Genomic DNA, 22,194 nt, shown 5'->3' with positions numbered 1-22,194 from the left:
AAGTTAAAATTTAAATCTCGTTCCGATAGTAAAAGAAGACAACGGAGCATAGATATTTCTAGCTGTAAAACCAGCTTCTCTTACAGTTGGATTATATCCTTGTCTAGAAGTCGTTATAAATAAGTTATCTGCTGAGAAATAAATATTGATGTTATCAATTCCAGACTTATTTAAAAACTTACTAGGGATGTTATATCCTATGTTAACGCTGTTTAATGCAAAGTAATCAGACTTGATGATGAAACGATCACTCTCGCCTACTTCTTGTGCAATAGAACCATTAGCTAATCTTGGCACATCAGTTATGTCACCAGGTTGTTGCCATCTATCTCGGATATCTGTATGTAATGATCCACTAGCAGTATTGAATCCTCTTTCAAAAAACTCTCTATAGTTATTGTCATAAGCCCAACCACCGAACTGATAAGTAAACTGTAGTCCGTAAGTGAAATTGTGGATATTACCACTTAATCTGAATCCACCTTGAAGATCTGGTATTACCGATTTCCCTTCAATAAATTTCTCTGTAGCTTCGTTATAATTTTTAGTTATCCTTCTTTTGATATTAGCAGTCTCACCAAAACTATTTAAATATGGTGTTAATGAATGGTCAGGAATACCTGTAACGCTACCATCTTCTTCGATGAATTCATTATTTACTAACTCTTCACCTGCGTCTAAGATATTGTTATTATTAGCATCATCATAATATTGGTACCACATTGGGAAACCATCTGCTGGGTCAACACCAGCATACTCTCTCATATAGAAATCGTAAATAGATCTACCCACTTCTAAACCACGACTACCAAAATTAATGAAATCGTTAGGTGCATTTTCAAAAAGTCTTAACATTTCATTTGTGTAATGTGCACCATTAACTGCTAAATCCACATTAACATTCTCTTTTCTAAGTAAGTGGAAGTTAAAGTCGAATTCAAGACCAGTATTTCTTAATTCACCATCATTTAAAAGTAAATTAGCAGAACCTGTTGATAATGTACTTGGAATGTTAAAGAATAGGTTTTCTGTATCATTAACATAGTAATCGATATTACCATCAACAAAATTACCTAAAGTAAATTCTACACCTGCTTGGTATTGTTTCTTTCTCTCCCATGTTAAATCTGGATTCTGTATATCACCTCTTAAGGAAATTGAAAACGCTCCATCTAGGTTGTTAACGTCAAACTGGTTAAGACCACTGTAATAACCCTGAACAACAGATACACCTGCCTCATCACCTGCTAAACCATAAGATGCTTTTACTTTTAAATATCTTAAGAAGTCGTTACCATCTAACCAAGACTCATTGCTTAATATCCATGCTCCACCCAAAGAATAGAAAGTATCCCATTTGTTATTTGCAAAAACTGATGAACCATCTCGACGAATTGATCCTGTGAAGTAATATCTGTCATCAAAATCATAATTTACTTGACCAAAATACGATTCTAAAGATCTTCCTTCCTCATATCCACCTGGTTGAGCAGGACTTACAATATATTGGCTTAACTCCAATGCAAAAGGTAGAGCAGCTGTTTCTTTATTAGCAAATAAATATTTGAAACTGAAATCATTTGACTCGTGAGCAGCTAATACTTCAAGAGAGTGATTTCCAAATTCTTTCTTATATCTTAATAGGTTTAATAAGTTTAATGTTTCGTTAGTAGTATTAGTCTGAGCTAAAGTACCACCAGCACCAACACCAGGTCCATAAAATTGGTTTTGCATTGTTTTAGCAATGTTTCCTCTGTATTGATAACTAAAAGCATTCTCAAAAGTTAGACCCTCTGCTAGAGTAAAGTCTAAATTAAAGTTACCTATAAATTCGTTTCTATCTGACCCATTAAAGTCATAGATAATGTTACCATATGGGCTAACACCGTCAGATGCCGGTCTACCTGGCAAGCCTGGAGTACTAATTGCCCCATAATCTGGCACAAAACCACCTAATACTTCATCAACCACCTTATTTCCGTTCGCATCTCTTACGAATATAGGGTATAACGTTGGTGTTTTGTCTATAAATTCAAATGCTGCTGAAGCACCACCTAAAGTTGTACCATCTCTAGACTCAGCATATAAATAAGTAAGACTAGCGCCTACTTTTAACCAATCCTTAACCTGAGAAGACACATTAAGACGCGTATTATATCTTTTATAAGATGAATTTCTGATATAACCTTCATCATCTAAAAAACCTGCTGACAAAAAGTATCTTGTTCTTTCATTACCTCCACCAAATCTTATATTGGCTTCATGGCGATAACCATCACGTATTAATAAATCTTGAAAATTTTCAGGAGTGTATTTTCTAGTAATTCCAGAATTAAATAAACCTGTAGCAGGATCTATTAATTGGTCACCAGGAGCATTCCACATATTGTATCTTTCAGGAATTGTTCCTGTTGGTGCATTAGAAAACAAGTTTGCACTAGCAAAAGCGTTTGCGTCTGCCATACTCAAGCCATTTAAAATCATCTGTTGATTTCTAGTAGCCTCCCAAACATAACCAATATATTCTTCTTGATTCCTTACTATATCGTAACGATCAATCAACTGAACGTTTACACCAGTTTTAACATCAACTTCGATATAATCTTCTTGAGAAGATCCAGTTTTTGTAGTAATCAATACCACACCGTTTGCACCTCTAGAACCATAAATTGCTGTTGCAGTTGCATCTTTTAAAATTACAGTGCTCTGAATGTCCGCAGGGTTGATGGCATTTAAAGTTTGTGTAGCCGTGATAGGAACACCGTCAACGATGTACAAAGGCTCTCTGTTACCACTAAGAGATCCAAAACCTCTAATTCTTACAGCAGATACCGTACCTGGTTGACCAGTTGTATTAATTACCTGAACACCAGAGGCCTCACCCGCTAATGATTGTGTAACGTTAGAAAAGTTTTTATTTTCTATGTCTTTTGTTGCTACAGTAGTTGCTGTACCCGCAAAAGCCTTTTTTGTAGTTGTACTATATCCAACAACTACTACCTCATCAAGAGTGTTTCCTTCTTTTAACACAACATCATATACATTAGATGCGCCTATTGTTACTTCAACCGGCTCCATACCAACGTAAGATATAACTAAAACATCTCCTGTGTTGACTCCGATAGTATATTTACCATCAAAATCAGTTTGAGCACCTTTTGTTGTACCCTTTACAATTACGCTAGCACCAGGAAGGGGTAAACCGTCCGATTCTGTAGTAACTGTACCTGTGACCATTTTTTCTTGTGCAAAAGAAAATTGCATCACGAACGCCATGAAAAGCGTTAATAACCATGTTAACTTTAATTTCATAAAACAATTATTTGAGTTAGTCTAGTTGCAAACATCTTAATTAAATATTAAATAAACAAGCGTTTTTGCCAAAAAAATGTTAATGCTTTTGCGTTTTCTTCAACAAAACATGATTACAATTTAATTAGTGTTTTTTGACGCTAAACTCATTACATAGATACCAAAACTGTAAAAGGGTTGCGTTAAAATTTTAACTTTGTTCAAATTTTAACATTTTGACTTTAAAAATTCGATGCTCTAATTTCAATTTTGAGTGCGGGACAGATGAAGCAGGTAGAGGGTGTTTAGCTGGTCCCGTTACTGCTGCTGCAGTAATTCTATCTTCAGACTTCAGCAACAATATATTAAATGACTCTAAACAACTTTCGGAAAAGAAAAGAATGTTGTTAAAGCCTATAATTGAAGAACAGTCCTTATCTTTTGGTGTACAACACATTTTTGAAGATGAAATAGATACAATCAATATATTAAATGCATCAATAAAAGCCATGCATGGCTCTATATCTCAACTTAGCATAGTCCCTAATTATATTATTGTAGATGGAAATAAGTTTAAACCTTATAAATCTATTCCTCATCAAACCATTATAAAAGGAGATGGCAAATACCTTAGTATAGCCGCCGCTTCAATTTTGGCAAAAACCTACAGAGATCTCTACATGGAAAAAATTCATGAAGAATTCCCTATGTACAATTGGAAAAAAAACAAAGGCTATCCAACCAAAGAACATAGAGCAGCAATAGAAAAATATGGCATAACCAGATATCATAGAAAATCGTTCAGATTATTGACGGAGCAATACCGTTTAGATTTATAACTTTTTATATTTGTACAATATCAATACGTATGAAGAAATTTGGATTTTTATTGTTTTTACTTACCGCTTTAATGTCTTGCCAAAAAGACTATAACACTTCAAATTCACCGTATAGATTTCTTCCCAATGAAACCGTAGTTGTTATTTCTATAAACGAGTTAAATGATTTTACCCAAAGTATAGAAAATCACAATATTTTATCCTATATATATAATAAGGAGTTGAAAGAAACATCCGAAGTACTTAAAAACATAAATACTACCAACAAAGTTTATGTTGCTTTTTTAAATCCATCAAATACAGACTACCTTATCTTAACCAAAAACGATTCTACACTTTTCGTTATCGATTCTATACCAAACCACATTTCTGAAAAAATTTCAGAGTCAGAAATTATAAAAACCCAAATTGACTCTACAATACTTTACCATAAAACTTTAAGAAATGTATTTGCAGCTTCTAACAATTTGGATATTTTAAAAACTTTAAAAAAGAATGATGAAAACAACAAATTTATTGAATTGATTGAAACCTCAGAAAACAAGTCAATTGCTTCAGTGGTATTTAAAACAAAAACATCAAATTACTCAAACCTTTTATTTTCTGAAACTATTGAAGAGCTAAGTGATAATTATTCTCTACTCGATTTGAATTTTTCAAACAAAAACTTACAATATAATGGTATTGTAAACTCTACTGACTCTATAACACAAATAATAGATTGTTTCCGAAACACCAAGCCTCAAAAAACATATAGCTTAAATATAGCCCCAGCTAATACCAAATCCCTTTTGAGCTTATCTTATGATGACTTCTCAGTTTTTAAAAACAACTTATACAAATTCAATTCTAAGACACCAGACAGCACGCGTACGTTTTTAAATTTCACAAATGAAATTGCTCTTGCTGATAATGTTCTTATCCTCCACTCTTTGGATGCTGACCTTGTTGTTGAAACCATAGAAGATAAGTCAATTTTTGAAACTTATAGAGATATAGATATTTATGAGTTTGGAAATACTGATTTTTTCAAATCGAGGTTAAAACCGATTATTAGTTACGAAGAAGCTAATTATTTTTCAAAATATGAAGATTTTATAATTTTTTCAAACACTATTGAAGCCCTAAAATCCATCCTCTCAGATGCGTTAAATAATAATACTGTTGCAAATTCAGAAGCTTTTAAAAATATAAGCCAAAATTTAAGCAACGATTCCTCTTTATTCATCTACAAAAACAACGAAGGGCTTTCTGAACATTTGAATACAGACACACAAAACTACCATGCTAATGTGGTACAATATATTTATGAAGATAACTACGCTCATGTTAATGGCATTATAGAAGAATTTAAAAGGAGAGGCGTTTCAAATTCGGTAACTGAGACTTTTACAACAGTTTTGGATACCCAAATAGTTTCACCACCTCAAACTGTAGAAAACCACATTAATAACACGCATTACATTGCCGTACAAGACATAAACAATGTATTGTACCTAATTTCTGATTCTGGTAACATACTCTGGAAAAAACAGCTTCAAGGAAAAATACTTGGGAAAATAGAGCAAATAGACATGTATAAAAACGGGAGATTGCAGTTGGCATTTGCTACTCCAAACCGACTATATGTTTTAGACAGAAATGGTAATGATGTCTCACCTTTCCCAAGAAAATTTAATGATGAAATTACCCAACCTTTATCTGTTTTTGATTACGACAAACAAAAAAACTATAGACTACTCGTAACACAAGGCAAAAATCTTTTGATGTTCGATGCTAAAGGTAAAGCTATAAAAGGCTTCACTTACAAAAACAACAACAAAAGCATCACCTCTAAACCTAAGCATTTTAGAATAGGGAGCAAAGATTATATTGTTTTTGCTACAGAGGATAATTTAAAGATTTTAAACCGTCAAGGAAATGTAAGAATTGACGTTAAAGACAAAATTCGTTTTTCGGATAATGAAATTTATCTGTATCAAAATAAATTTACCACATCCAATACTCTTGGTCAGCTTGTACAAATAGACACTGGTGGAAAAATAAACCGAAAAGATCTTAATCTAACCGATAAGCACAATATAGCTACAACAAGCAAGACTTTGGTTTCAATGCACGAGAACAAACTCTTTATAAAATCACGAAGAGTAGATCTAGACTATGGTGTCTATACAGCACCTCTAATCTATTATCTTAATGATAAAATATATATTACAACAACAGATTTGCAGTCTAAAAAAGTGTATTTATTTGACAGCCAAGCAAAATCAATTCCAAATTTTCCAGTTTTCGGCACTTCTGCTGCAGAGTTGCAAAAATTGGACAAAGATGAAGGTTTAGAGCTTATTACTCAAGCAGACGACAAGACCATAGTTGTTTACAAACTGCACTAACTTATTAACCATTTTTGTATTTCATTTTTAAGTATCAATAGTTATTCTTATTTTTAGAGTACTATTAATCAATCACTTAAAATGAATTTCATAAAAATTTCCTTCGCATTTTGTACAATCCTCTTTATCGCTCCTAACCTTAATACTCAAACAAAAAAACTAAAACGCCCAACTAATAGGGTTGGCGTAACTAGTGTAGATTCTTTTGTTCAAGAATCTTTTGATTTATATGACAAAGTCTATAAATATGACGGTTATGCAGCTTCTGGCCAGTCTCTAGACGATGATGATATTGATGTGTTAGAAGAAGCACTTGAAGAAATGTCTGCACTGAGCGATAGCGCACCAGATATTATAAACGATTTAGATGGTGTTGGAGTTTTAAAGCAAGGTAAAGCCACCTTACAGATGAATCGTGCTAAAAAAGCATTATCGTATAGCATCAAAACTGCCAAAGAGCTATTACTAGGTCAAAGAGAACATGAAACTGAAGACGAGGACGACAGTACAGAATCCAATGAGGAATCGGATGATGAGACTATTAGTAATTCTGACAATGATGATGAAGTTGAAATTGAGGAAGCTGCTTCAAATGTTTCTGATGGTTTAGAGATATACAGTAAATTCGATTTTGTTCCTGGAGATAAGCTCATTTACTTTGATGATTTCTCACAAGACTTCATTGGTGACTTTCCTTCTAAATGGAATACTAATGGCACCGGTGAAGTAGTTACTGTTGGCAATGTAGAAGGAAAATGGTTTGAACTAAAAGGCGGTTATGGCATAATATTTATTCCGTTATTACAAGAAGTGCTTCCGGAAGAGTACACCATAGAATTCGACTTATTAGCCTTAGTTGATAACCAAACATCTTCAACAGCTAGATTAAATATCACCTTAGATGATAATAACGAATTTAAAGATGGTGCTAATAGAGCCACTGTAGAAATTCCTCTTGGACAATATGGTGCTTTTGATATTAGAGTGCACAATAGAATTAATAATGAAACTATAATTAACTCAGCTTTAAATACCGATTTAAGAAAAGCTATTCTCAACAAACCTCATGTTTCCATAGCAGTTAATAAAAAACGTTTCAGGCTTTGGGTCAATCAAAAAAAGTATGTCGACATTCCTCAATTCATCGCGCCAAATAAAGTTTTAAACACTATTAAATTGAACTTGTTAGGTATGAGAGATGGTGAAGACCGATTATTCATTTCAAATCTTAAAGTTGCTGAAGGTGGTGTGGATTTAAGACGTAAGTTGATGTCCGAAGGTAAAATTTCAACCAATGGTATTTTATTCGATTCGGGATCTGCTAATATTCAGCCACAATCGCTTGGTATAGTAAGACAAATTTCGCAAGTGTTAATGCAAGACGAAAGTATTAAACTCAACATTATTGGGCACACGGATTCTGATGGTTCAGACGATTCTAATTTAAAGCTCTCAAAAGATAGAGCCGAAGCTGTAAAAAATGCTTTAGTAAACATTTATAACATTTCTGCTGATCGTCTAACAACAGATGGCAAAGGAGAGACAGAACCTGTAGCAGATAATGGTACAGCAGATGGCAAGGCACAAAACAGACGTGTAGAGTTTGTAAAAATTTAACCGCAACCAAATCTCGAAGTCCCTGAGTCTTGAAAACGCCAAATTTATTTTGGCGTTTTCTTTAGTTTTAAGCCATACCTTTTGTAGTATTGCATCTTCTTATTTTCTTATTTATTTACCGATGATAAAACGACAAAAAGCCTCTATAAAACACTGCATTATTCATAAGGTTGGCAACAAGTTTAACGATACCAAAAACGCATTTTCAGATGCTGCTGTACATTTTGACGAAGCTACTTACAACCTTATGCTACCTTACCTTCTAAAACCGTTTGTAAGCGTTGCCGAGAGTTACCGTTTTCATCATCATAGCAATGTTGGTCTTAATGAAATCAACACCTATTCTGACCAACTTTTTAAAGAGGAAGCCGATTTTGTAGCTGTCTCTAAACACATCGTCACACATTTGTATGAGCAAAGCAATTCAGCTCAAATAAAAACAGGAGATGTATTAGTTTGTCATTTTGAAAACATACAATACGAAGACTTTTTTGTAGATGCCATTGGCATTTTTAAAATTGAAAATAAAACTGAGTTTTTTCAGACCTATTTAGAAGAAGGCAACTATGATATTTTGGTACAAAAAGGCATACAAGTCAAAAAGGTGGATAAGGGTTGTCTAATCCTGAATACCTCAGACATGGAGGGTAAAATAGTGTTTAGCGTAGACAACAACACATACGACACCCAATACTGGATTAAAAGCTTCCTAAACATTAAATATCCTGACGATAGTAACCAACACACCAAAAACTATATTGAGCTTTGCAGGGAGTTTTCTAAAGAAGTGTTGCAACCTAATTTTGGTGGACAAGAACAGAGCAATTTCTTGGCTAAAACAGTTGACTTCTTTAAAGAAAATGAAATCGTAAATATTGAAAACTTTAAAGAAGATGTCTTTGAAGAAGAAGACCAAATACAGCTTTTTGAAGACTATAAAAAAACCTACGAAGCTGAAAACAATGTGCTCATTAGAAACCAATTTGATGTCTCTGAACTTGCACTAAAAAAGCAAAAACAAAAAATAAAAACCGAAATAAAGCTAGACACTAACATACAGATAAAGCTCGATGTTGATGCACCAGATGCTTCTGCTGAATATTTAGAACGTGGTTACGACGAAGAGAAGAAAATGCACTATTATAAAGTGTTTTTTAATGAGGAGGCTTAGGTTGATTTTTAAGAACTTTAACTGATTAAAACATGAAAAAAATCTTTTTATCATTAATAATTTTTGTTTTAACATATACATGTTCAACTTATAAAATTGAAAATAAAAGTAACAGGTATTTTGATGATAAAAATGTTGAGATAAATAAAGTAGAATTTAAAAAGAAGCTTTCTTCATTGGAATATCTAGGTATTGAAGGGGATTCTATAAACCACAGAAGATTAATTAAAAGAGAAAATTATGGTGAAATATCAAATAAAAAAGTATTATTAAAACTATTGAAAGAGACGGTTAACAGTGAGCTGGACTCAACCAAACCGATTGTAATAATATATTATCCAGGTAAAGATAAATGCAATAGTACAGGTGGGTTCACTAGCAAACTTTGGGTTGAAAACTGGCGACATGATCTTGAAAATGGTATAAATCAAATAGCACAGGTTAAGCCATTGTACATCTACAAAACACCAGAGGGTTTAGAAAAACACAAGAACATTATAAAATGGTATGAAGATCCCGAGAACACAATTGAGAAACTATTCTTTAAACATCATTATCCGTGTGGTAGCTTTGTAGTAATATCTAAAAATGGTGATTACATAAGTTATCTAGGGGAATATCCAAAAGAATATGTTTGGGCTGCTACGAAGTTGATGAATAAGTAATTCTTTAAGCATATTAGAGTATTACAAAAACTTCGCTTTAAACAGCAATTTAAATGTGTGTAATAATAGAGCTTTCTAACCAAAAAAACGTCTAAAAAAGTTCATCCTTTTTTTCTTAATTTAGTGCCTTATGGCAAAACACAAACAAGAAGAGTTTGAAGATTTTGGTCTGGGCGAAAAATCGTCCTCACAAGGGTATCGTGCCCTAAACAAAGATGGCAGTTTTAACATCGAGAAAACAAACATATCCTTCTTTGAGCGTTTAAATTTCTTCCATAGTTTGGTGACTATGAAATGGTCTCATTTCTTTGGGGTTGTTGTCCTAACGTATTTGCTTGTCAATACGCTTTTTGCTACTATTTACAGCCTTATTGGAATAGAACATTTAACTGGTATTCATGGCTCATCACCTTTTGAGCAGTTTATGGAGGCGTTCTTTTTCAGTGCCCAGACCATAACAACTTTGGGTTATGGACAAGTGGCTCCTTTAGGTCTATTAGCAAATATTGTAGCAGCTACAGAGTCACTACTCGGGCTTCTGTTTTTTGCATTGGCTACAGGTTTGCTTTATGGACGATTCTCTAAACCAATATCCAAAATTAAGTTTAGTCAAAAAGCTATAATTGCACCATATCAGGACATTAACGGGTTTATGTTTAGACTGGTTAACCCTCAAAAAAACGAATTATTGGATGTAGAAATCAACGTTAGTGTATCCATGAAACGAGAAAACTCAGAGTTGAGAGATTTTCATATTCTAAATTTAGAAAGAGACAACGTAAGATTTTTTCCTTCCATGTGGACAGTGGTACATCCCATTGACAAAAACAGTCCGCTTTATGGACTAAATAAAAACGACTATTTTGAAAAGGATTTTGAGTTTATTGCCATGCTCAAAGCTTTTGATGAATCCTCTGGACAAATGGTATATTCAAGATCCTCATATAAACCAGAAGAGATTGAATGGGGACAAAAATTTGTCTACACAGCCAAAAGACACAATGGAAAACTACTTGTTGATGTTGGTAGAATTAATGAAAGTGAGAAAGCAGAATTAAATTAAACAAACTCAGCCTCAAAAAGTGTTTTAAAATGCTTTAAAATCTTTTCTTTTACTGCTTCTTCATCAACAATTTTTACACCAAGTTCATTGTTTAAAGACGTTACTGCCTTACCGCGAATTCCACAAGGAATAATATTATCAAAATAGCCTAAATCGGCATTAACATTGAGCGCAAAACCATGCATAGTAACCCAACGACTAGCGCGCACTCCCATAGCACAAATTTTTCGTGCAAACGGAGTACCAACATCCAGCCAAACACCTGTTTCACCTGGACTACGTTCGGTTTTTAAACCATATTCGGCTAACGTAAGAATAATGATTTCCTCTAAAAAACGGAGGTATTTGTGTATATCAGTAAAGAAATTATCAAGATCTAAAATAGGATAGCCTACAATTTGCCCAGGACCATGATAGGTAATATCACCACCTCTATTAATTTTGTAAAACGTTGCTCCTTTTTTAGCTAATTGTTCTTCTGAAAGCAATAAATTTGACAAGTCTCCACTTTTGCCCAAAGTGTACACATGCGGATGCTCTACAAACAGAAAATGGTTATCGGTTGTTAAGCCTGCATCTTCTCGCCTATTCTTAATTTTAGTATCTAAAATGGCTTTAAAAAGTGTTTCCTGATAATCCCAGGTTTCTTTAAAATCCTTTAAGCCTAAATCTTGAAGTTTTACGGTTTTATTCATCAACAAATTTCACGTTCACATCTAGTAACATTGGGTTTTTAAGATAGTCTACCCAATTCGTTTTATAAGTCACTGTTTTTCTGTCATCGGAGAATTCAGCACCATCAATATCAATAGATTTTACTGCCTTTGGAAAGGTTAATTTTACATTATAAAAAGAACCTTTAAAATACTCTAAAAACTGTTGGTTACTCTCGTCAGTTTCGTCAAAAAGTTCATCTATGGCATCGTCTGTTGCTTCATTTGGCTTTTTTATACTTGTTATTCTAGAAAAATCTGTATTGGTATAACTATATGCTACATCATTATTTTCACTACCCATAAAGTTACCTATAGGCGAATTGTCTTTTATGGCATCTAACTGGTCTCCTTGGCCATTAAGGCTTTGTATTTTCTTAAATTTTTCGTTAATATCTTTTAAGTCCTCGATAGATTTAAACTGCATTCCCATTCCAAAATTCATAATCCCTTCATCCTCATTAATCTGCATTCTCATGTACATATCCTTAACGGCTTCCATTGCTAAACGCTTTTCTTCTGGTAAGGCAGCCACACTGTCTTTATAGGTTTCCATAATGTCGGCAAATACCATCGTAGTATCCATAATCTCACCACCTTCTTTCTTCTCTTTATCCTCATCGCCACCCATAGATTTTTCAAAAGCTTTTATAGCATCGCCCATTTCATAGGTAGCTAAAAACTCCCCAGAGCCATCCTGATTAAAAATGATAGATTCCGTAACATTACAGCTTGCTATAAAACAAGCAAAAACGATAAGTAGAAATAATTTTTTCATGTACTTTGAATTGATTTAGTAAAGTACAAAGATACGGATTTATCGTTCAGGATTATTGAGAATGACCAAAGCTGCGATAACTCCCGGAACCCATCCACATATCCATAACAAAAAGGTGATTAAAAAAGAGCCACAACCTTTATCTACAACAGCTAAGGGTGGAAAAATAATAGCCAAAATAACACGCCAGATACTCATAATTTCGTTTGATGATTTGATGTACAAGTAGGACGTAATCTTGTTAAAATTGTTACACTTATTTAAGCGAAGCTGTTAGAATTTTATAAAATTGTGTAGATTCGTTTTATGCAATTACGATGTATTATAGCATTTTTAATCCTTTCTTGGTGTTGTGAAGCACAATATTCATTCTCGGGTTACACCAATCCTAACGAATGGCAAAAGACCGTATATCTTTCCATAGTTGAAGATTACCGTAAAATGTCTGGTGTGTATTCTGAGCAAATCATCGCAAAAACTACAGCAGACGAAACGGGTTTCTTTGAGTTTAAAGGAGATATGCTCAATGCCGAAAATCGCATCTATCGCATACACGTGGATAAGTGCACCGAAACACAACAAGACGTCAACCATTTTAACGGCTATTGCAGCGATAGCGAAGAATTACTCTTTATCGCAAAAAATACTGACACTTTAAAGTTGCCTTTTTCCTTTGGAAATCAGGTATTTTGCAAAGTAGAATCTAACAACCCTAGGGCCAATGCGTTTTTAAAGATAGATTCCCTTAAAAATGATATGCGTTTTGCCTACGGTGAAGTTAGAAGTGAAGCCAACCGAAAACTAAACAATAAAAAATGGTTTACCACACTGCAAGACTACGGTACAGCCCTAAACGAGCCCATAGCTGAACTTGGCATTTATGCGTATTTATCAGATCGTAGTAGTTATTTACACAGTTATTATGTTGAAGATTTAAAAAACAATCCTTACTATGATGGGCTTAAAGAACGTTTAGAAACAGCCTATCCCAACGCACCTTACACTACACAATACAAAAATGAATTAGCGGCTGATCGTTTTATGCTGGCAACAGCTGAAGAGGATAAAAATTCTTCATTTAACATATACCTCTACACTGTACTTGCAATTTCTTTTTTCCTGAATCTTTTTCTCCTCTATCGAATTTGGAAAAATAAACACTCAAAATCTGAAGATTTAAGATCCAGACTATCCAAACAAGAACAAGTTGTTTTAGAACATTTGCTTCAGGATAAAAGCAATAAAGACATTGCCGAATCTTTATTTTTGAGCGTAAGCACCATAAAAACACATACCAACAACATCTACAAAAAGTTGGACGTGCAATCTAGAGATGAAGCAAAGTCTTTATTTATCAAATAGTTACAAAATTCAACCTAGGTACTAGTACCGATTTCCAACCTTAATTTTCAAAATTTTTCGCTTCTAAGTTTGAAGTTTGTTTCAAGTATTAATCAAAAATTTTTCAAACTATGAAACGAACAGTAAACACTATTCTGATTTTAATTTTATCCTTTCAACTATACGCCCAAAACCTCAACACAGAAATCACAGAAAATACCGATACCCCTTACCTTCTTGGTAAAATAGACAAAGCTGGTTTAGAAGGCGAAAATTACAAATCTTGGTTTACCAAAAATTATGATGACTATAAGCCAAATTCAGACATCGTAAAAACCATTGCATCAGAATTAAAAAACTATACAATCACATTATTTATGGGTACTTGGTGTGGTGATAGCAAAATGGAAGTACCGAGATTATACAGAGTCTTAGACACTTGTGATTTCCCTACGGAGCAACTGACCGTTATTGCTGTAAGTAGAGAACCCAACATGTATAAACAAAGCCCTGAGCACGAAGAAAAAGGCTTAAATATTCATCGTGTTCCTACCATAATTCTATATAAGAACGGTAAGGAAGTCAACCGAATTGTTGAGCATCCTGTGAAGACATTCGAGGAAGACATTCAGAATATCATCACAGTAAACAATTACAAATCCAATTACCAAATTGTGGCTGCTGTAGATGAAATTTTAAATAAAAAGGGAATTAAAGGCTTAAAAAAGAAACAAAAAAAGCTTTTGAAAAAATTTGAAGGTAAAGTCAGTAGCATGTTTGAGCTTAATACTTATGGTAGGGTTTTATATGCAACAAATCGTATTGAAGAGGCAGTAGCCGTTTTTAAATTTAATACTAAACTATTCTCCAATGAACCTAGAACTTACATGAGTTTAGCCAACACATTAGGGTTTTCAGGAAAAAATGAAAAAGCGGTTGAAGTTTTAGAAAGTGCAATCAAATTATTTCCAGATAATAATGACCTAAAACAAAATTTAGAGGTTATTAAATCTAATTAGAATTGGTTCTAGATACACTTCGCTCTGCTCAGCACTCGAACTGAACTTGACTTTTCTATTTAAATCAATATCACTTCGAGTGATTTTGAATCATGAAAAATTGTATCGAGAAGTTATAGCAAAAGCCATTATATAATTCTATGAAATAATGTAATTTTGCGTTTTTTAAAATAAGCAAGAATGCAACTTTCAGAACAAGAATTAGTAAGACGAGAAAAGTTAGAAAAACTACGTGCTCTAGGGATTAATCCCTATCCAGCCGATTTATATCCTGTGACACACACTTCTAAACAGATAAAATCTGATTACGAAGACGGTAAACAGGTAATTATTGCTGGTCGTCTTATGGCTATCAATGTTCAAGGAAAAGCTTCTTTTGCGCAGTTACAGGATAGCGAAGGACGTATTCAAGTGTATTTTAATCGTGATGAAATTTGCCCAGGAGAAGACAAATCGTTGTACAATGATATTTTTAAGAAATTAATCGACTTAGGCGATTTTGTTGGTATAGAAGGTGAATTGTTTACCACCCAAGTTGGTGAAAAAACAGTAATGGTAAAGCAGTTTAAATTGCTAAGCAAAGCTCTAAAACCTTTACCAATCCCAAAACAGAAAGACGGAAAAACCTACGATGCCTTTACAGATCCTGAGCAACGTTACAGACAGCGTTATGCAGATTTGGCGGTAAATCCGCACGTTAAAGATGTGTTTGTAAAGCGTACAAAACTGTTTAACGCTATGCGTCAATTCTTTAATGATGCTGGCTATTTTGAGGTTGAAACGCCAATCTTACAACCCATTCCTGGTGGTGCTGCGGCAAGACCTTTTGTAACGCATCATAATACTTTGGATATTCCATTGTATATGAGAATTGCTAACGAATTATACCTAAAGCGTTTAATTGTTGGTGGATTTGAAGGTGTCTATGAATTCTCTAAAAACTTCCGCAATGAAGGCATGGACAGAACCCATAATCCCGAGTTTACAGCAATGGAAATCTATGTCGCCTACAAGGATTACAACTGGATGATGGATTTCTGCGAGAAGTTATTAGAGCATTGTGCCATAGCTGTTAATGGAACAACTGAAGCGACTTTTGGTGAGCATAAAATTAATTTTAAAGCACCTTACAAACGCATTACCATGCGCGATTCTATTCTAGAATTTACTGGGTTTGACATCAATGGTAAATCTGAAGCTGAAATCAGAGTTGCAGCCAAAAACTTGGGCATTGAGGTTGATGATACCATGGGCAAAGGCAAGCTAATTGATGAGATTTTTGGTGAAAAATGTGAAGGGAATTACATACAGCCAACGTTTATTACGGACTATCCAAAAGAAATGAGTCCATTATGCAAAGAACATAGAGAAAATCCTGAGTTAACAGAACGTTTTGAGCTTATGGTTTGTGGTAAGGAAATCGCAAACGCCTATTCTGAGCTTAATGACCCCATAGATCAGCGCGAGCGCTTTGAGCATCAGTTAGAATTGGCAAAAAAAGGTGATGATGAGGCAACAGGAACCATTGATTATGATTTCTTAAGAGCTTTAGAATACGGTATGCCACCAACTTCAGGCATGGGTATAGGCATGGATCGATTAGTTATGTTCTTAACTAATAATCAAAGTATACAAGAAGTATTATTCTTTCCTCAGATGCGCCCAGAAAAGAAAAAGTTAGATTTAAGTGACAACGAAAAAGTGATTTTTGAGATTCTTAAAAAGCAAAATCGTATGGATATAAACGAACTTAAAGCACAATCTGGTCTAAGCAATAAAGGTTGGGATAAAGGTATAAAAGGCTTAGGCAAACATGGCTTAACCAAAGTTGAAAAGACTGATGAAGGATTGTTTGTTGAGATGGTCTAATATTTTATTTAAATATAGCATAAAGGGATTATCAAATGATAGTCCTTTTTTTATTTAAAATCAATTTACATTTCACATCATAACTTGCTGATTTCGGCTTTTTTATTATTTTCACACCTACACATATCAATCATTGATCTTTAGAATGAAAAAAATCACACTTTTAATTGCTACTCTAATTGTAGCTTTTTCCTGTAACAACGACGATGATATCACACCTGCTCAAGACCCTTTGGTCATTGCAGAGTTTAGATCAAACCTTTCAGAGCTAAATTTGTTTACAGGAAATCTTGGTGATTTGAACATCTCTTCTCGTGCTTTTAAGTATGAGCTTAATTCGCAATTATTTACAGATTATGCCCATAAACAGCGGTTGATTGCATTACCAGAGAGCACAACCATGCAATACGATGGAAATGGTTTACCAATTTTTCCTGACAATACGGTTATCGCTAAAACATTTTACTACAATAATGATGAACGCGATTTAACTTTAGGAAAAACAATTATAGAAACACGCGTGCTTATTAAAATTAATGGTGAGTGGCAAACTGGTGATTATAAATGGAATACAGACCAAACGGAAGCCATTTTAGATTTAAATGGCAGTACAGTTCCCGTAACTTGGATTGATGCTGACGGCGAAAGCAACTCAGTAAATTACGAAATACCATCTAACACCGATTGTTTTACATGTCACCATACTTATAACGATGCAACACCCATTGGTCCAAAACTCAGAAATATGAATCTTGAAATCAATGGCATCAACCAACTAAATGAATTCGTAAACAGTGGCTACTTAACTGGTGTTTTTGGAGGTTCAGAAGTTTCCTCTGTTGTGAATTGGGAAGACACCTCGGCTTCATTAGAAAGCAGAGCCAGATCTTATTTTGATATCAACTGTGCACATTGCCATATTGATGGTGGTGATTGTGACACTCAATCTACGCTACGCTTAGCGTTTGAATCTTCTCTTGAAGATTCTCAAATAGTGCAAAGAAAGTTTAGTATTTCTCTAAGAATTTCTGAGTACAATGAAGGATTTAGTATGCCTTTTATTGGCACAACTACCGTTCATACAGAAGGCGTAGAGCTTCTTCAAGCCTACCTAGACACACTTTAATCTTGCGTTAAAAAAATTATAAAGTAGGTTTTATAATCGAAAGATTCTTAACAGAATCCTTATTTTCATGAAAATTTTTTAAAACCGACTCAAAGTGAAACGACTATCTATTAAGCTACTTTTTGTAGCAACAGCTTTTTTGGCATTCTCATGTTCTACTGCAAAAAAAGCCAGTAAACCCAAAAAAACTGATGCCACAGCGATGGCAAAACCACCTGCAAAAAAGCCAGGAAAAAATGATCCAAAACCTTACAGTGAAGTTATTACTAAAGATGCAAAAAGCGACCAAGGTCTCTTCACAGTTCATTTGCTAGACGATAAGTTTTATTACGAAATACCTGATTCTCTTTTTGATAGAGAAATGTTGATGGTAACTCGTATTGCAAAAACTGCCAGTGGGCTTGGTTTTGGTGGCGGCAAACAAAACGAACAAGTTTTAAGATGGGAGAAGAAAGGTAAAAAAGTAGTGCTTCGTGTAGTATCGTATAACGTTACAGCTGCTGATTCCCTTCCTGTAAACGAAGCTGTCAAAAATTCTAACTTTGAGCCTGTACTCTTCACATTTCCTATTGAAGCATACGGTAAGGACTCTACTAGTACGGTCATTGATGCCACACCTCTCTTTGAAAAAGATGTAAAGCCGCTTGGGCTACCTCAGTTTAGAAGAACTCCTTACAAGGTTACAAGATTAGAAAATGATAAATCTTATATTGAAACTATAAAAAGTTACCCAAGAAATATTGAAGCAAGACATGTGAAAACATATGCTGCTGGCTCTCCACCATCAAACTCAAGTACAGGAAGCATTTCTATTGAGATTAACAACTCAATGATTTTATTACCAGAAAACCCTATGAAACGTCGCTATTTTGATGAGCGTGTTGGGTGGTTTACTAGTAGTACAACCGATTATGGTTTGGAAGATCAAAGAAGTAAATCCTTAACTTATCTAGATCGCTGGAGATTGGAAGTTAGAGATGAAGATATAGAGAAATTCAAGCGTGGTGAACTAGTAGTTCCTAAAAAGCAAATTGTTTACTACATAGATAGAGCGACTCCAGAAAAGTGGAGAAAATACATAAAGCAAGGTATAGAAGACTGGCAAGTAGCCTTTGAAGCTGCAGGCTTTAAGGAGGCTATTATTGCTAAAGATCCACCTTCAGTAGAAGAAGACCCAGAATGGACACCAGAAGATGTTCGCTATTCTGTGGTTAGATATTTAGCATCACCTATCCCAAATGCCAATGGACCTCATGTAAGCGATCCTAGAACAGGTGAAATATTAGAAAGCGATATTAACTGGTACCATAATGTAATGTCTTTATTGCGTGGTTGGTTCTTTGTTCAAACTGCAGCTATTAATCCAGAAGCACAAAGTCCAGAGTTTAAGGATGAAGTTATGGGACGTTTGATTCGTTTTGTATCTGCTCACGAAGTTGGTCACACACTTGGTCTTCCTCATAACATGGGAAGCAGTGTTGCTTATCCTGTTGAAAAACTTAGAGATGCTGAGTTTACTCAAAAATATGGTACTGCGCCATCAATTATGGATTATGCACGTTTTAATTATGTAGCTCAACCTGGTGATGAAGGTGTTGCACTTATGCCAAATATCGGACCTTATGATAAGTATGCTATTGCTTGGGGCTACAAACCAATATTGGATAGAACAGCTGAAGAAGAAAAAGAAATCCTTAATGATTGGATATTAGAACATGCAGGTGACCCTATGTATCGTTTTGGACATCAGCAAGTAGGTGACATTCACGACCCAAGTTCTCAAACTGAAGATTTAGGTGATGATGCTATGCTAGCTAGTGAATACGGTATCAAAAATTTAAAGCGCATAGTTCCTAACCTGATTGAATGGACTACTGAAACTGGCGAAGACTACGATGACTTAGAAGAAATGTATGGGCATGTTGTATCTCAGTTTAATCGCTATATGGGACATGTTGCGAATAATATTGGTGGTGTTTATGAGCATTACAAAGCTGCAGGACAGGAAGGAGTTGTTTACACTCCGGTATCTAAAGAACACCAAAAAAGAGCTATGGCATTTTTACAAAAGCATTTGTTTTCTACCCCAGAATGGATGATTGACAAAGACATCTTTGACAGAATTGAATACTCTGGCTCAGTAGATCGAATTAGAGGTTTACAAGTTAGATCATTAAATACTGTTTTAAGTCTTGGAAAAATGCAGCGTTTAACTGAAGCTTATACCTATGATGATAATGCATATTCGTTAACTGAAATGATGAGTGATTTACGCCAAGGTATTTGGAGTGAATTGCGTACAGGCAAGAAAATTGATACTTATCGTCGTAACTTACAACGTGCACATATTGATAGACTAGCTTATTTAATGACTGCTGAGAATCAAAGTGGTAGATCTCCAAGTCCTTATGTAAAAGCTACCGCCGTAAATACTAGTCAATCTGACATTAGAGCTGTTGTAAGAGCAGAATTAAAGACTTTACGTTCGCAGTTAAGAAATGCTGGTGGTGCAGATGCTATGAGCAGAATTCATATTGCTGACGCTATTGAACGCATCAATAATATTTTAGATCCTAAATAATCTGAAATAAAATTTATTTAAAAGGCTTCAATTGAATTTGAAGCCTTTTTTAGTTTAAGACTTTATTAATTGCCAAGTGATAATCTTCAAACTCAATGAGGTTGTTATGATTTCCATTTTCAACGGTTATAAAATATAGATTATCAATCTTCAATTTTGATAGCTTCTTTGCTGATGAATAAGGCACTACATTATCCTCAGTGCCATGAATAATTGTGATTGGACAATCTACTTTTTTTAGATATTGAAATGTGGGAAAACGGTACTTTAGTAATTGTCTTACAGGAAAAATAGGAAAACGATGTTTAGCAACATCTTCAATACTATAATAAGGTGTTTCTAAAATAAGCTGTTGTGGACTATTATTCATAGCTAAAAACGATGCTACTCCAGTACCCAAAGATCTTCCGTATAAGGTAATTTCATTTTCAGAATAGTTCTTCAATAAATAATCATAGCAATATTGCGCATCCCTGTAAAACGCTTCCTCACTCAACTTTCCAGAGCTCTTTCCGTAAGTTCTATAGTCCATGACCAATACATCATAATCTTTCTCAACAAAATACTCGGTTATGCTTCCCCAACGACTTAAATCACCAGCATTACCATGAAAATAAAGTATGACTCCTTTAGGGTTTTCTGTCTTAAAATGAAGGGCATTTATAGTCGCATTCTCTTCAGTTTTGAAAAATAATTCTTCAAATGGGGTGTTGAATTGATAGGCATAATCCTGTTCTAAAGTTGTTGGCAAGAACATTAGTTTTTCCTGTAAAAAATAAAGTGTAGATGCAATCATAACATACAAACTCAAAAGTACAACAAGTACTTTTTTAAGCCTTTTTCTTAGTTTTTTTGGAAGTGTGAATGACATTAATACTAGTGGTTTCGAGGTCTATGGTTTTGGGTTCACTATTGAGGATATCGTCTAGCATCTTATGATAGGATTCAAAATTATTCAAATTTTTATGTCCACCACCTATAACGGAATGTAACTTAGTCAATTTTGGTTGTATTTGGGCCAACTTCACACTTGTTTTATAAGGAATCAGCTTATCGTGCGTACCATGAATAATGTGTATAGGACATTGCACGTATTTTAACCACTTATAGGTCGGCAAAGGGTACTTGAGCAATAAAGATAATGGCATAAATGGTGCATATCGCGCAGTAACTTTTGTAAGGCTGTAATAAGGCGCATCTAAAATTAACATTTTAGGATTGTTTAATGATGCTAGTTTTGTCGCAAAACCAGAGCCAAGGGAACGACCGTAAAGTATAATTCGGTCTTCTGTGGTTTGTTCCTTTATTTTATCATACACCAATTGCAAATCGCGCTTAATGGCTTTTTGCGAACGTTTGCCAGTACTTTTACCAAAGCCACGATAATCCACCATCAACACATTATAACCATGCCTTGTAAAATCTACAGCAAATTTTCCCCAACCTTTTATACTTTTGGAATTACCTTTGAGATATAAAACAACACCTCTGCTTTCCCCTTTTGGAAAAAACCGAAGCCCATTGATTATGGCTCCATCTCTAGTTTCTAGGTTGTATTCTTTGGTCTCCTGATTTTCATAATCGAACTGAAAATCCTTGGGTAATTTTTCTGGTTTAAACAACATGTAATCTTGTAGGTAATACAAAGCTATACTTATAGCAATATAGATACCCAAGATTAATAAAATTGTTGAAACCCAGTAAGCCATAAAATGAAGTTTACCATCT

General features: G+C 34.3%; 17 protein-coding genes. 11 read left to right on the top strand and 6 right to left on the bottom strand.

Going from position 1 to position 22,194, the window contains the following annotated elements; translation table 11 throughout:
- Positions 1-3: 3 nt before the first annotated feature.
- Positions 4-3,312, bottom strand: coding sequence for a SusC/RagA family TonB-linked outer membrane protein (locus ACPX19_RS07685; RefSeq protein ID WP_426429429.1), 3,309 nt, complete (start codon positions 3,310-3,312; stop codon positions 4-6).
- A gap of 215 nt (positions 3,313-3,527) precedes the next feature.
- Here ACPX19_RS07685 and ACPX19_RS07680 point away from each other — a divergent pair, with 215 nt between their 5' ends.
- The 6 genes from ACPX19_RS07680 (at position 3,528) to ACPX19_RS07655 (ending at position 11,039) form a co-directional block, all read left to right on the top strand.
- Entirely contained in the window at positions 3,528-4,130 is a 603-nt protein-coding gene (locus tag ACPX19_RS07680; RefSeq protein ID WP_426429428.1) for a ribonuclease HII, read from the top strand.
- A gap of 29 nt (positions 4,131-4,159) precedes the next feature.
- Positions 4,160-6,523 carry a ribonuclease HII gene (locus tag ACPX19_RS07675; RefSeq protein ID WP_426429427.1) on the top strand — a complete coding sequence of 788 codons (2,364 nt, stop codon included), beginning with the start codon at positions 4,160-4,162 and terminating at the stop codon, positions 6,521-6,523.
- 81 nt (positions 6,524-6,604) lie between these two features.
- On the top strand, positions 6,605-8,140 hold the full coding sequence (locus ACPX19_RS07670; RefSeq protein WP_426429426.1) for an OmpA family protein: 1,536 nt from the start codon (positions 6,605-6,607) through the stop codon (positions 8,138-8,140).
- A 121-nt stretch (positions 8,141-8,261) separates the two neighbouring features.
- A complete protein-coding gene (locus tag ACPX19_RS07665; protein WP_426429425.1) occupies positions 8,262-9,311 on the top strand; it encodes a nucleoid-associated protein in 1,050 nt (349 codons plus the stop codon).
- 32 nt (positions 9,312-9,343) lie between these two features.
- Positions 9,344-9,976 carry a hypothetical protein gene (locus ACPX19_RS07660; protein WP_426429424.1) on the top strand — a complete coding sequence of 211 codons (633 nt, stop codon included), beginning with the start codon at positions 9,344-9,346 and terminating at the stop codon, positions 9,974-9,976.
- Between the two features lie 130 nt (positions 9,977-10,106).
- Positions 10,107-11,039, top strand: coding sequence for an ion channel (locus ACPX19_RS07655; RefSeq protein ID WP_426429423.1), 933 nt, complete (start codon positions 10,107-10,109; stop codon positions 11,037-11,039).
- Here ACPX19_RS07655 and lipB read toward each other — a convergent pair.
- From lipB to ACPX19_RS07640, 3 genes are read right to left on the bottom strand one after another with little or no spacing between them, the layout of a single operon-like run.
- Positions 11,036-11,734 (bottom strand): lipoyl(octanoyl) transferase LipB, encoded by a 699-nt coding sequence (lipB, locus tag ACPX19_RS07650; protein ID WP_426429422.1) that lies wholly within the window; start codon positions 11,732-11,734, stop codon positions 11,036-11,038. The two genes, ACPX19_RS07655 and lipB, sit on opposite strands and share 4 nt — an antisense overlap.
- Positions 11,727-12,530, bottom strand: coding sequence for a hypothetical protein (locus ACPX19_RS07645; protein ID WP_426429421.1), 804 nt, complete (start codon positions 12,528-12,530; stop codon positions 11,727-11,729). Before ACPX19_RS07645 ends, lipB begins: the two co-directional genes overlap by 8 nt.
- 39 nt (positions 12,531-12,569) lie before the next feature.
- A complete protein-coding gene (locus ACPX19_RS07640; protein ID WP_426429420.1) occupies positions 12,570-12,728 on the bottom strand; it encodes a YqaE/Pmp3 family membrane protein in 159 nt (52 codons plus the stop codon).
- Between the two features lie 108 nt (positions 12,729-12,836).
- Here ACPX19_RS07640 and ACPX19_RS07635 point away from each other — a divergent pair, with 108 nt between their 5' ends.
- The 5 genes from ACPX19_RS07635 (at position 12,837) to ACPX19_RS07615 (ending at position 20,466) form a co-directional block, all read left to right on the top strand.
- A complete protein-coding gene (locus tag ACPX19_RS07635) occupies positions 12,837-13,892 on the top strand; it encodes a response regulator transcription factor (protein ID WP_426429419.1) in 1,056 nt (351 codons plus the stop codon).
- Between the two features lie 110 nt (positions 13,893-14,002).
- Entirely contained in the window at positions 14,003-14,890 is an 888-nt protein-coding gene (locus ACPX19_RS07630; protein WP_426429418.1) for a hypothetical protein, read from the top strand.
- Positions 14,891-15,070: 180 nt separating this feature from the next.
- Entirely contained in the window at positions 15,071-16,759 is a 1,689-nt protein-coding gene (gene lysS, locus ACPX19_RS07625; protein WP_426429417.1) for a lysine--tRNA ligase, read from the top strand.
- Positions 16,760-16,904: 145 nt separating this feature from the next.
- Positions 16,905-17,885, top strand: a complete 981-nt coding sequence (locus ACPX19_RS07620) for a hypothetical protein (RefSeq protein ID WP_426429416.1) — start codon at positions 16,905-16,907, stop codon at positions 17,883-17,885.
- 94 nt (positions 17,886-17,979) lie between these two features.
- A complete protein-coding gene (locus ACPX19_RS07615) occupies positions 17,980-20,466 on the top strand; it encodes a zinc-dependent metalloprotease (RefSeq protein ID WP_426429415.1) in 2,487 nt (828 codons plus the stop codon).
- A 49-nt stretch (positions 20,467-20,515) separates the two neighbouring features.
- On the opposite strand, the gene ACPX19_RS07610 is transcribed toward ACPX19_RS07615, so the two are convergent.
- Together ACPX19_RS07610 and ACPX19_RS07605 are read right to left on the bottom strand one after the other, a co-directional pair.
- The gene (locus ACPX19_RS07610) at positions 20,516-21,337 is read right to left on the bottom strand and encodes an alpha/beta hydrolase (protein WP_426429414.1); all 822 of its coding nucleotides are present in this window, start codon (positions 21,335-21,337) and stop codon (positions 20,516-20,518) included.
- Positions 21,297-22,175 carry an alpha/beta hydrolase gene (locus ACPX19_RS07605; protein WP_426429413.1) on the bottom strand — a complete coding sequence of 293 codons (879 nt, stop codon included), beginning with the start codon at positions 22,173-22,175 and terminating at the stop codon, positions 21,297-21,299. Before ACPX19_RS07605 ends, ACPX19_RS07610 begins: the two co-directional genes overlap by 41 nt.
- Positions 22,176-22,194: the final 19 nt, after the last annotated feature.

Source organism: Winogradskyella sp. HB-48 (assembly GCF_049942685.1).
Classification (GTDB): domain Bacteria; phylum Bacteroidota; class Bacteroidia; order Flavobacteriales; family Flavobacteriaceae; genus Winogradskyella.
This window is presented reverse-complemented; position numbering and strand designations above follow the sequence as displayed.

Bases quoted from the DNA above. Each gene is read 5' to 3' on its own strand.
- ACPX19_RS07635 (WP_426429419.1), top strand. From the start codon at position 12,837: ATGCAATTACGATGTATTATAGCATTTTTAATCCTTTCTTGGTGTTGT.
- lipB (WP_426429422.1), bottom strand. From the start codon at position 11,734: ATGAATAAAACCGTAAAACTTCAAGATTTAGGCTTAAAGGATTTTAAA.
- ACPX19_RS07620 (WP_426429416.1), top strand. From the start codon at position 16,905: ATGAAAAAAATCACACTTTTAATTGCTACTCTAATTGTAGCTTTTTCC.
- ACPX19_RS07665 (WP_426429425.1), top strand. From the start codon at position 8,262: ATGATAAAACGACAAAAAGCCTCTATAAAACACTGCATTATTCATAAG.
- ACPX19_RS07670 (WP_426429426.1), top strand. From the start codon at position 6,605: ATGAATTTCATAAAAATTTCCTTCGCATTTTGTACAATCCTCTTTATC.
- ACPX19_RS07605 (WP_426429413.1), bottom strand. From the start codon at position 22,175: ATGGCTTACTGGGTTTCAACAATTTTATTAATCTTGGGTATCTATATT.
- ACPX19_RS07640 (WP_426429420.1), bottom strand. From the start codon at position 12,728: ATGAGTATCTGGCGTGTTATTTTGGCTATTATTTTTCCACCCTTAGCT.
- lysS (WP_426429417.1), top strand. From the start codon at position 15,071: ATGCAACTTTCAGAACAAGAATTAGTAAGACGAGAAAAGTTAGAAAAA.
- ACPX19_RS07655 (WP_426429423.1), top strand. From the start codon at position 10,107: ATGGCAAAACACAAACAAGAAGAGTTTGAAGATTTTGGTCTGGGCGAA.
- ACPX19_RS07645 (WP_426429421.1), bottom strand. From the start codon at position 12,530: ATGAAAAAATTATTTCTACTTATCGTTTTTGCTTGTTTTATAGCAAGC.
- ACPX19_RS07685 (WP_426429429.1), bottom strand. From the start codon at position 3,312: ATGAAATTAAAGTTAACATGGTTATTAACGCTTTTCATGGCGTTCGTG.
- ACPX19_RS07660 (WP_426429424.1), top strand. From the start codon at position 9,344: ATGAAAAAAATCTTTTTATCATTAATAATTTTTGTTTTAACATATACA.
- ACPX19_RS07675 (WP_426429427.1), top strand. From the start codon at position 4,160: ATGAAGAAATTTGGATTTTTATTGTTTTTACTTACCGCTTTAATGTCT.
- ACPX19_RS07610 (WP_426429414.1), bottom strand. From the start codon at position 21,337: ATGTCATTCACACTTCCAAAAAAACTAAGAAAAAGGCTTAAAAAAGTA.
- ACPX19_RS07630 (WP_426429418.1), top strand. From the start codon at position 14,003: ATGAAACGAACAGTAAACACTATTCTGATTTTAATTTTATCCTTTCAA.